The sequence below is a fragment of the Sinimarinibacterium thermocellulolyticum genome (assembly GCF_040327995.1).
Classification (GTDB): Bacteria; Pseudomonadota; Gammaproteobacteria; order Nevskiales; family Nevskiaceae; genus Solimonas; species Solimonas thermocellulolyticum.
Genome location: NZ_JBEPIJ010000025.1, coordinates 22,180 through 30,265 on the forward strand (window position 1 = coordinate 22,180; position 8,086 = coordinate 30,265).

The 8,086-nt window shown below is 66.9% G+C and carries 7 protein-coding genes and 1 tRNA gene; 5 read left to right on the plus strand and 3 right to left on the minus strand.

Annotated elements, in window-relative coordinates:
- Positions 1-96: 96 nt before the first annotated feature.
- From ABSH63_RS14735 to ABSH63_RS14745, 3 genes are read left to right on the plus strand one after another with little or no spacing between them, the layout of a single operon-like run.
- Complete coding sequence (locus tag ABSH63_RS14735; protein ID WP_352890734.1) at positions 97-2,511, plus strand: TonB-dependent receptor; 2,415 nt, start codon at positions 97-99, stop codon at positions 2,509-2,511.
- Positions 2,501-3,970, plus strand: a complete 1,470-nt coding sequence (locus ABSH63_RS14740) for an alpha/beta hydrolase (protein WP_352890736.1) — start codon at positions 2,501-2,503, stop codon at positions 3,968-3,970. Before ABSH63_RS14735 ends, ABSH63_RS14740 begins: the two co-directional genes overlap by 11 nt.
- Positions 3,967-5,340, plus strand: coding sequence for an FAD-binding oxidoreductase (locus ABSH63_RS14745; protein WP_352890738.1), 1,374 nt, complete (start codon positions 3,967-3,969; stop codon positions 5,338-5,340). The genes ABSH63_RS14740 and ABSH63_RS14745 overlap by 4 nt, the downstream gene beginning before the upstream one ends.
- 102 nt (positions 5,341-5,442) lie before the next feature.
- On the opposite strand, the gene ABSH63_RS14750 is transcribed toward ABSH63_RS14745, so the two are convergent.
- From ABSH63_RS14750 to ABSH63_RS14760, 3 genes are read right to left on the minus strand one after another with little or no spacing between them, the layout of a single operon-like run.
- Positions 5,443-6,384 carry a methyltransferase domain-containing protein gene (locus ABSH63_RS14750; protein ID WP_352890739.1) on the minus strand — a complete coding sequence of 314 codons (942 nt, stop codon included), beginning with the start codon at positions 6,382-6,384 and terminating at the stop codon, positions 5,443-5,445.
- Between the two features lie 15 nt (positions 6,385-6,399).
- A complete protein-coding gene (locus ABSH63_RS14755) occupies positions 6,400-6,825 on the minus strand; it encodes a type II toxin-antitoxin system VapC family toxin (protein ID WP_352890741.1) in 426 nt (141 codons plus the stop codon).
- The gene (locus tag ABSH63_RS14760) at positions 6,822-7,055 is read right to left on the minus strand and encodes an AbrB/MazE/SpoVT family DNA-binding domain-containing protein (RefSeq protein WP_352890743.1); all 234 of its coding nucleotides are present in this window, start codon (positions 7,053-7,055) and stop codon (positions 6,822-6,824) included. Before ABSH63_RS14760 ends, ABSH63_RS14755 begins: the two co-directional genes overlap by 4 nt.
- 113 nt (positions 7,056-7,168) lie before the next feature.
- Between ABSH63_RS14760 and ABSH63_RS14765 the strand changes: the two genes are divergently transcribed.
- A tRNA-Thr gene (locus ABSH63_RS14765) sits at positions 7,169-7,244 on the plus strand.
- Between the two features lie 253 nt (positions 7,245-7,497).
- Positions 7,498-7,968 carry a TonB-dependent receptor plug domain-containing protein gene (locus ABSH63_RS14770; RefSeq protein WP_352890745.1) on the plus strand — a complete coding sequence of 157 codons (471 nt, stop codon included), beginning with the start codon at positions 7,498-7,500 and terminating at the stop codon, positions 7,966-7,968.
- Positions 7,969-8,086: the final 118 nt, after the last annotated feature.

The following is an 8,086-nucleotide window of genomic DNA, read 5'->3' on the forward strand; positions in this document are numbered from 1 at the left end:
TTGCCGGGCGATCTTAGACGATATACAGTGCAATACATAGTGTATTTGTATACGCCGCATTTTGTCATAGCCGGCGTCGCTGCTAAGAAGGTGCGCATGCGAGCAAATCCAATCCGGGCGGCATTTGCCGCGTGCCTCGCCGCCGGCTCGGCTCTGCCCTTGGCTGCGGCGGGGCAGGAAAGTGCCGAGGACCCGCTCGAGGCCTTGTTCGCCGAGCCCACGCCTGCGACGCCGCAGGCCGATGCAGCCGACGAGCTACAGACGATTGCAGTCGAGTCTCTGCGTGAACCCGCGCCGGAGCCGGCGCCGCCGCCACGGGCGCGCCAGCTCGAAGAGATCGTCGTCACCGCGTCGTTTCGTGAGCAGGACATCCAGGACGTGATCGGCGGTGCGCACGTCTTCGGCGGCCGTGCACTCGACGAGGCCGGCGCGACCGGCGTCGAGGACTACCTGATCGAGGTGCCGAGCGTGTCGCTGCAGAAGTCGGGCAATGGCACGGCCAAGATCGCGATGCGCGGCATCTCCAATGTCAACGAGTCCGATCTCGGTTACGCCGACGGCTCACCGACGACCGGCGTGTATCTGAACGATGTCGCAATTCAGGGCTCCGGCGTGTTCCCGGATCTGAACATCTACGATCTCGCCCGCGTCGAGGTGCTCAAGGGGCCGCAGGGCACGCTCTACGGTGAAGGCGCGATGGGCGGTGCGATCAAGATGGTCACGCGTGCGCCGAACCCGAACGAATGGGAGCTGCGCGGCGCGCTGTCGGCGAGCCAGACCGAGCAGGGCGACGACTCCTGGGACGGTCGCATCGCCGTCAACGTGCCGCTTGTTGACGATCGCCTCGGCGCACGCTTCGTCGCAACCCGCCGTCACACGGGCGGCTTCGTCGACTACGTCAATCTCGATCGCCCCGATGCCGATGCCGAGGACGCGCGCTCGCTGCGGGCGGCGCTCACCTGGCAGGCGTTCGACGGGCTCGAATTCGAATACCTGCATTTGAACGACTGGACCGACCGCGAGCAGTTTCCGGTGGTCGATGTCGGCGAGGAAGAAGCGCTGATCAACACCCGCGAGGAGGATCAGTACGCCATCACCGACTTCTCGATCCATGCGCTGACCCTGCGCTGGAGCCTGCCGTTCGCGACGCTGACCTCGGTCAGCGCACTGTACGACACCTTCCGCGACACGCGCCGGCGCACGCCGGTGTTGCAGAGCGTGCTGCAGACGCAGTTCAACGAGCTGGGCCTGACCGCGCCCGACATCTTTTCCAATGCCTCGACGCACGTGGTCACCGATCTCGACTCGTTCTCGCAGGAGCTGCGCCTGGTCTCGCACGGCAGCGAGCGCTTCGACTGGATCGCTGGCCTGTTCTTCCGCGATCGCAACCAGACCTTCGACCAGGAGAAGCGCGAGGACAGCGTGCCAGAGGATCCGACCGGTCTGTTCACCGGCATCCTCGGTGGCTTCAATCCCTTGCAGGGGCGTCAGGAGCAGGGCTTCGGCGACGAGGCCTTCACGCAGTACTCGGCCTACGGCGAGCTGACCTGGCACCTGGTGCCGGAGGTGTTCGAGATCACCGGCGGTCTGCGCGCGTTCACCGAGGACATCTCGTTCTTCATCGATACGCGCTTTTACGGCCTCGAGGCGTTTTTGATCGGCTCCAATCCCGACAATCTCGATCCGCAGACACAGACCGCGCACATCTACGTTGCTCAGGACTTGAAGACGCGCGGCTTGCTGCCGAAGCTGGCGCTGGGCTGGCACTTGAATCCCGATCATCTGCTGTACGCCTCGGTCACGCGCGGATTCCGCTCCGGCACCGCCAACGTCTATGCCGCACTGGAGAGCGGGCCGCCGATCGTCAAGCCCGACTACGTCTGGAACAAGGAGCTCGGCATCAAGTCGACCTGGCTGGATGGTACGCTGATCACCAACCTCGCCGGCTATCACATCGACTGGGAGGACATCCAGGGCACGGTTCTCGGCACTGCGCGCCTGGGCGCCGTACCGACCGACTTTGCCCACCTCGACAACGCCGGCGACGCGCGCGTCGTCGGCGCCGAGGCCTCGATCGTCTGGCTGGCGCCGGACGATCTGACGCTGACGCTCAACGCCGGTTACAACGACGCCGAGGTCACCCGGCCCAACGCGGCCTCGCAGGTGCGCCGGGGGTCCGGCCTGCCCAACACGCCGCGACTGACCGGCAGTGCCAACCTCGGCTGGGGCTTTGGCCTGCCGTTCGGGCTGCAGGGCGATCTGTCGGCGACCTATGCCTACGTCGACGGCCAGCTCATCGTGTTCGAGTCGGACGAGTACGACACCATCGAGATCGACAGCTACGAGTTGATAAAGGGGCATGTGGGCATTGCCCGTGATCGCTGGAAGCTGCAGCTCTTCGGCGACAACCTCGCCGATACCCGCGCAATCGTCTCGATCTCGGCGCCCACCCCACAGCACACCGTCCTCACCCCCCGCACCATCGGCCTGCGCCTGTCCTATGACTTCTGAGCCGCGCTCACGCTTTCTCATCGACCTCTACGCCGCCGCCTGCGAGCGCCTGCCCGCGGTCGAGTGCATCACCCTGACCGCCGACGGCGGCAAGGCGCCATGCGAGCTCGTGGTCGGCCTGCCGCTCTCGTACGCACGGCACCGCCGCCGCTACCCGCTGGCAATCGTCTTCGATGGGCAAGCGATGTGCGGCTCGGTCATCGAGATGAGCCGGCTGATGGCCGATACCCGGGAGATCCGAGAGAGCCTCGTCGTCGTCGTGCGCACGCCCACGCACCAGTGGCTCGCCGGGAGCGCGCCGCCGGCACGGGCGATCACGGCGCTGCTCGCCGCGCTTGCGCGGCGCTACCGCATCGACGGTGGGCCGGTGCTGGCCTTCGCCGGCGGCGATGGCGCGGCGGCGCCGGCGCTCGCGGCGGCGGCCGACCCGCGCCTGCGCCTGTACGGCGAGGGCGACCATGGCATCGCGGCCTTCGTCGATGCGCTGCGCAGGCTGCTGTCCACCGGCATCGAATATGGCCGCGGCATGCCGGCGCTGCGCCGGCCGTGGTGGACACCGCTGTTGCGCGCGTGCGCCCCGCTGGCGCGCCGCCTGATGCGACCGCCCACCGAGCCACCGGGGCGCGAAGGCCTACACCGGCTACGCAGCCACGCGCTGGATCGCGACTTTGAGATCTTCGTCTGGCTGCCGCAGGCTGCGAGCCTCGAGCGGCCCGTGCCGGCGCTGTTCGTGCTCGACGCCTCGATCGAGTTCTCGACCGTCGCCGAAGCCGCATACCGCCTCGCGGCGGCCGGATCGATCGAACCGGTCGCGGTGATCGGTGTCGGCGTGCCGCGCGCCGAGGGGCACTACGGCTTTGCGTTCCGGCGCTTCGAGGAGTTCTCCCCGATGCCGTCGGACGGCTACGCCTGGGGCGATGACCTCGGCCACATCTTCCGTGCGCTGTTCGCGCTGCGCGGCGAGGATGCGCGCCTGCGCCTGGGGCGCGCCCCCGATCTACTGACTTTTCTCACCGACGAGTTGCTGCCGGTTCTGCTTCATCTGCCGATCGACACCGACGCGCTGGGGTTGCTCGGCCATTCCGCGGGCGGCACCTTCGTCGGCTATGCCCTGGCGCAGCCGCGCTCGCCGTTTCGCGACTACATCGGCGTCAGCCCCGGCATCGCGATCGGCGGCGACTGGCTGCTGCGCGCACTGCCGAGCGCGCATCCGGCGCTGAGGACACGGTCGGCGCGCTTCGTCATCGGCGGCGAGGAGCGGATCAACGCTTTCAACGTCATCGCCGGTATTCCGCGCACCCGCAGCTACGTCGAGCAGCTCTGTGCGCGCGGTATCGACGCGCGCTACGGCTGCTATGACGGCGAAACCCACAGCAGCATCTACCCGCGGGCGGTCGAGGACGCGCTCAAGGCGGTCTACGCGCGACCCGCGGTGGACCGAAGCTGGAGGAGCGCATGAGTTCCGTGATCGATGCGCTGCGACGGGCGATCGGTGCCGCCCAGGTGCTGGACGCGCGGGCCGCGGCCGAGCGCGCGAGCAGCTACTGGGACCCCTCGCCGCTACAGGCGCGCGCACTGGTGCGGCCGCGCAGCACCGCCGAGGTGTCGAGCGTGCTGCGCATCTGCCACGCATACGACCAAAAGGTCGTCACGCATGGCGGCCTGACCGGCTGCGTCGAGGGCGCGACTTCGGATGCCGACACCGTGGTCCTGTCGCTGGAACGCATGCAGGCGATCGAGGACATCGACCCCATCGGACGCACGGCGACGGTGCAGGCCGGCGTCGTGCTGCAGCGCTTGCAGGAAGCGGTGCGCGAACACGGGCTGATCTTTCCGCTGGATCTGGGCGCGCGCGGGTCTTGCACCATCGGCGGCAACGTCGCCACCAATGCCGGCGGCATCAACGTGATCCGCTACGGCATGATGCGCACGCGCGTGCTCGGCCTCGAAGCGGTGCTCGCCGACGGCACGGTGCTGTCGTCGATGAACCACATGCTCAAGAACAACGCCGGCTACGACCTCAAGCAACTGTTCATCGGCAGCGAGGGTACGCTGGGCGTCGTCACCCGCGTCGTCGTGCGGCTCGAAGAAGCCACGCAGAGCCGCAACAGCGCGATGGTGGGGCTCGCCAGCTTTGCCCACGTCACCGGCCTGCTCAAGCGCCTACAGCAGCGGCTCGGCGGCACGCTGAGCGCCTTTGAAGCGATGTGGGGTGACTACTTCCGCGACGTCACCGAGCCCGGCTTTCATCGCGCACCGCTGGGCCGCGACCATGCTTACTACGTGATACTCGAAGCCGAGGGCGCGGACGCCGAGACCGACACGCCGCGATTCATCGCCGTAATGGAACGGGCGCTCGACGAAGGCCTGATCGCCGACGCGGTGATCCCGCAGTCCGAGGCCGAGCGCCGCGCGCTGTGGGAGATCCGCGAAAACTTCCAGCCACTGTACCGGCGCCAGCCGATCTTCCTGTATGACGTGAGCCTGCCGATCCGCGAGATGGAGACTTACGTCGCCGAAGTGCAGGCGCGCCTCAAGCGCCGCTGGCCGGCCAGCCGCTGCGACGTCATCGGCCACATCGGCGACGGCAACCTGCACTTCTTCGTCCACCCCGGATCGAGCGGCGACGACCTGCACGCGCAAGCGGACGAGGACGTCTACACACCCCTTGCGCCGATCGGCGGTTCTATCTCGGCCGAACACGGCATCGGCACCGAAAAGCGCCGGCACCTCGGCATTTCGCGCACCCGCGCGGAGATCGCGCTGATGCGCACGCTCAAACGGACGCTCGATCCCAAGAACCTGCTCAATCCGGGCAAGGTGCTGTGAGGTGCGAGCCCGATCCCGTGGCCTGATCGGCGCGAGCGTATCGCGCGCTGTGCATCCGGGCTGCTGCGGCGCGAGCCGCGTGCCGAAGATCCGCCCACGCCCTCAGAGCCGACCGCGCAAGCTGTCCTGGCGCTGCTCGCACACGACGCGGCGGGCGCGCCGCTGCGTGGTCTTCCAGACCAGCCGCACGCCCACCTCGGGCCGCGTGTCGCAGGTCAATTCGAGCTCCACGACGTCGCCCGCTTCCAGCGCGAGCGCTCGCAGCAGCGGCAGATAGATCTGCTCCCAGTGTGTCGGCGCCGCATACGGCGAGGTCGACAAACTGATGCCGGGCACGAGCTCGGCCTCCCACCACAGCGCGAAGCCGGCGATGCGCTGGCCGGCACGGTCCGCGGTCCAGCGCAGCGTGCGGCTGCGGCGGCTCGGCGGCGCCGGCCGGTCCGGACGCAGGTCGAGATCATCCCAGCACTGCGTGTGCGACGCGTCGCCGAGATCCTCCGCCGTGATGCTGCGCACGTACATGTTGTTCAGGCTGATCTCGCGCGCGGCGGTGAGGTCGAGCTCGAATCCGACGGTCGGCCAGATGTCGATGTCGCGCTGCAGTCGATCCACGATCACCGGCGCGGCGTACTGCCGCAGCCGCGACGGCAGGATGCACCCGCCCGGCTTGAGGAAGCGCCGCGCATCGACCGCGGTTTCCAGAAAGCCCTCCTCGAGCGCGAAATTGCCCAGGGTTTCGCTGACGACGATGTCCACCGCGAGCCGGCGCCGATACTCCGCCGAGTGCGCGCGCACGAACTGCAGGCCATCGATGCCGTTGACGCGCGCGAGCCGCTGCGCGAGTTCGATCGTGTCCGCATACTCGATCAGCGTGCACTGCTTCGCGCCCAGCCGCCGCGCGAGAAAACTCAGAAAGCCGGTGCCGGCACCGATGTCTAGCACGGTCGATTCCCCCGGACGAATCACCCGACGCAGCGCATCGAAGAACGCGCGATTGCGCGGCGCATCGCCAAGCAGCTTGCGGTGCAGTTCGATCTCGCTCATGAGGGTGCTTGCGCCTCAGGTCAGCTTCTTGACCGACGGCATCAGCCCTAGCCGCTTGGCGCGACGAGCAAACCGGCGGTCATCGAAGCTCGCCATGCTCGCGCAGTCGCCGTAGCTCGCGTGATGCAGCGCGTCGGCGAAATCCAGTCCGCTGGCGTAGTTGCGCAACGCCTGTTCGACCCTGTTCCGGTCCTCGATCTCGATATGCCGTCGGCCGAGTAGATGTGCGAAAACCGCGGCGATGTCCGTCGCGGAAAACCGATAGTACCCGCGCAGAACCCATTCCAGCTCGAGCAGCACGGTTTTGCAGACCTTGAGCGGAACCCCGGACTCGATCAAGCGTCGGGCGGCGAATCGTTGCCGTGTCGCTTCGGCGTCGGTGGCGTCCTCCACGTAATACCGGGCCAAGACGTTGGTATCCAGGCCGATGAGCGCGCTCATTTGCGTTGCGCGAGCGTGGCAGGGTCGAAGTCGGCCGGGACACTGGCACGTTTGCTCTTGAGCAGGCCAAAGCCGTTCTCCGGCGCCTCGACCGGCCGGTCGCTGAGGTACAGCTCCGCATGATCACCCACGACCCGGAACTCGACGCGGCTGCCGGCACGGATTCCTAGTCGCCCTCGAACATCCTTGGGGATCGTGACCTGACCTTTGCTCGTCACCGTTGTGCCCATCGCCGACTCTCGGTAATACCTCGTAAGAACACTAACATTCGGCAACTGGCAGCTACAACCAGCGGCAGGCGCACCGTCCCGTGGGTGGACTCCGCTAGAATTGAGTTTCCAATGCCGGCTTAGCTCAGTTGGTAGAGCACCTGATTTGTAATCAGGGGGTCGCGGGTTCGAACCCTGCAGCCGGCACCATTTCCGCCCCTTGCGCAACACCCGCTGCGCCGGTGAACGACTCCCTTCAGCAGCCATTGTCACCGCGCGTGCGACGCTGCAGCGCAGCATGGATCGTAGGGGCTTTCACCCAATTTAGTTGCAGATTGTTGACGCAGTTCACACACCGGGACTAGGCTCGATTCGTTGCTGTACCCAAGCCGCCAGCCTGCGTCAGATCAGATGCAATCACGCCAGCGTGGCGGGACCGTCTCGTTCTCATGGGAGTGAAACGATGGAAATTACTTCAAAGCGCAAGCGGAACGGGGAGTTGTTCCGGCGCACCGCCATCGCCGCGGTCGTTGCAAGCAGTTTTTCGTCCACGGCTGCGCTTGCACAGGAAGAGGCTGCCGCCGAGGGAAGCACTCGGCTCGACGCGATCGAAGTCACGGGTTCGCGCCTGACGCGTGCGGCGGTCGAGGGGGCGCTGCCGGTGTCCGTCATCGACCGGGAGGAAATCGAGACCAGCGGCTTCACCTCGGTCGGCGAGCTGCTGCGCAACACCGTGTTCAACTCGACCGGTGCGTTTCGCGCGCAGTCGGGCAGCTCGGCGCAGTCGCTGGTCGCGGTCGATCTGCGTGGTCTTGGCTCCGAGCGCACGCTGGTGCTGATCGATGGGCGTCGTGCGCCGAAGGCGCCGTTCGCGCCCACCGCGCAGGATCTCAACGCGGTGCCCATCGCGGCGGTCGAGCGTATCGAAAGGTAATTCCTAACCTTTCCGGACCAGAATTGGACGTAGCTCCTGGATTGAGATCTGCTTGAGAAGCTTGTGCAGCAAGGGTTGCAGGTTCTCGTGCCGGTGATTGAACCGGTAGCAAACTTCG

Excerpts from the sequence above, each read along its gene's own strand:
- ABSH63_RS14735 (WP_352890734.1), top strand. The coding sequence starts at position 97 with ATGCGAGCAAATCCAATCCGGGCGGCATTTGCCGCGTGCCTCGCCGCC.
- ABSH63_RS14740 (WP_352890736.1), top strand. The coding sequence starts at position 2,501 with ATGACTTCTGAGCCGCGCTCACGCTTTCTCATCGACCTCTACGCCGCC.
- ABSH63_RS14750 (WP_352890739.1), bottom strand. The coding sequence starts at position 6,384 with ATGAGCGAGATCGAACTGCACCGCAAGCTGCTTGGCGATGCGCCGCGC.
- ABSH63_RS14770 (WP_352890745.1), top strand. The coding sequence starts at position 7,498 with ATGGAAATTACTTCAAAGCGCAAGCGGAACGGGGAGTTGTTCCGGCGC.
- ABSH63_RS14755 (WP_352890741.1), bottom strand. The coding sequence starts at position 6,825 with ATGAGCGCGCTCATCGGCCTGGATACCAACGTCTTGGCCCGGTATTAC.
- ABSH63_RS14760 (WP_352890743.1), bottom strand. The coding sequence starts at position 7,055 with ATGGGCACAACGGTGACGAGCAAAGGTCAGGTCACGATCCCCAAGGAT.
- ABSH63_RS14745 (WP_352890738.1), top strand. The coding sequence starts at position 3,967 with ATGAGTTCCGTGATCGATGCGCTGCGACGGGCGATCGGTGCCGCCCAG.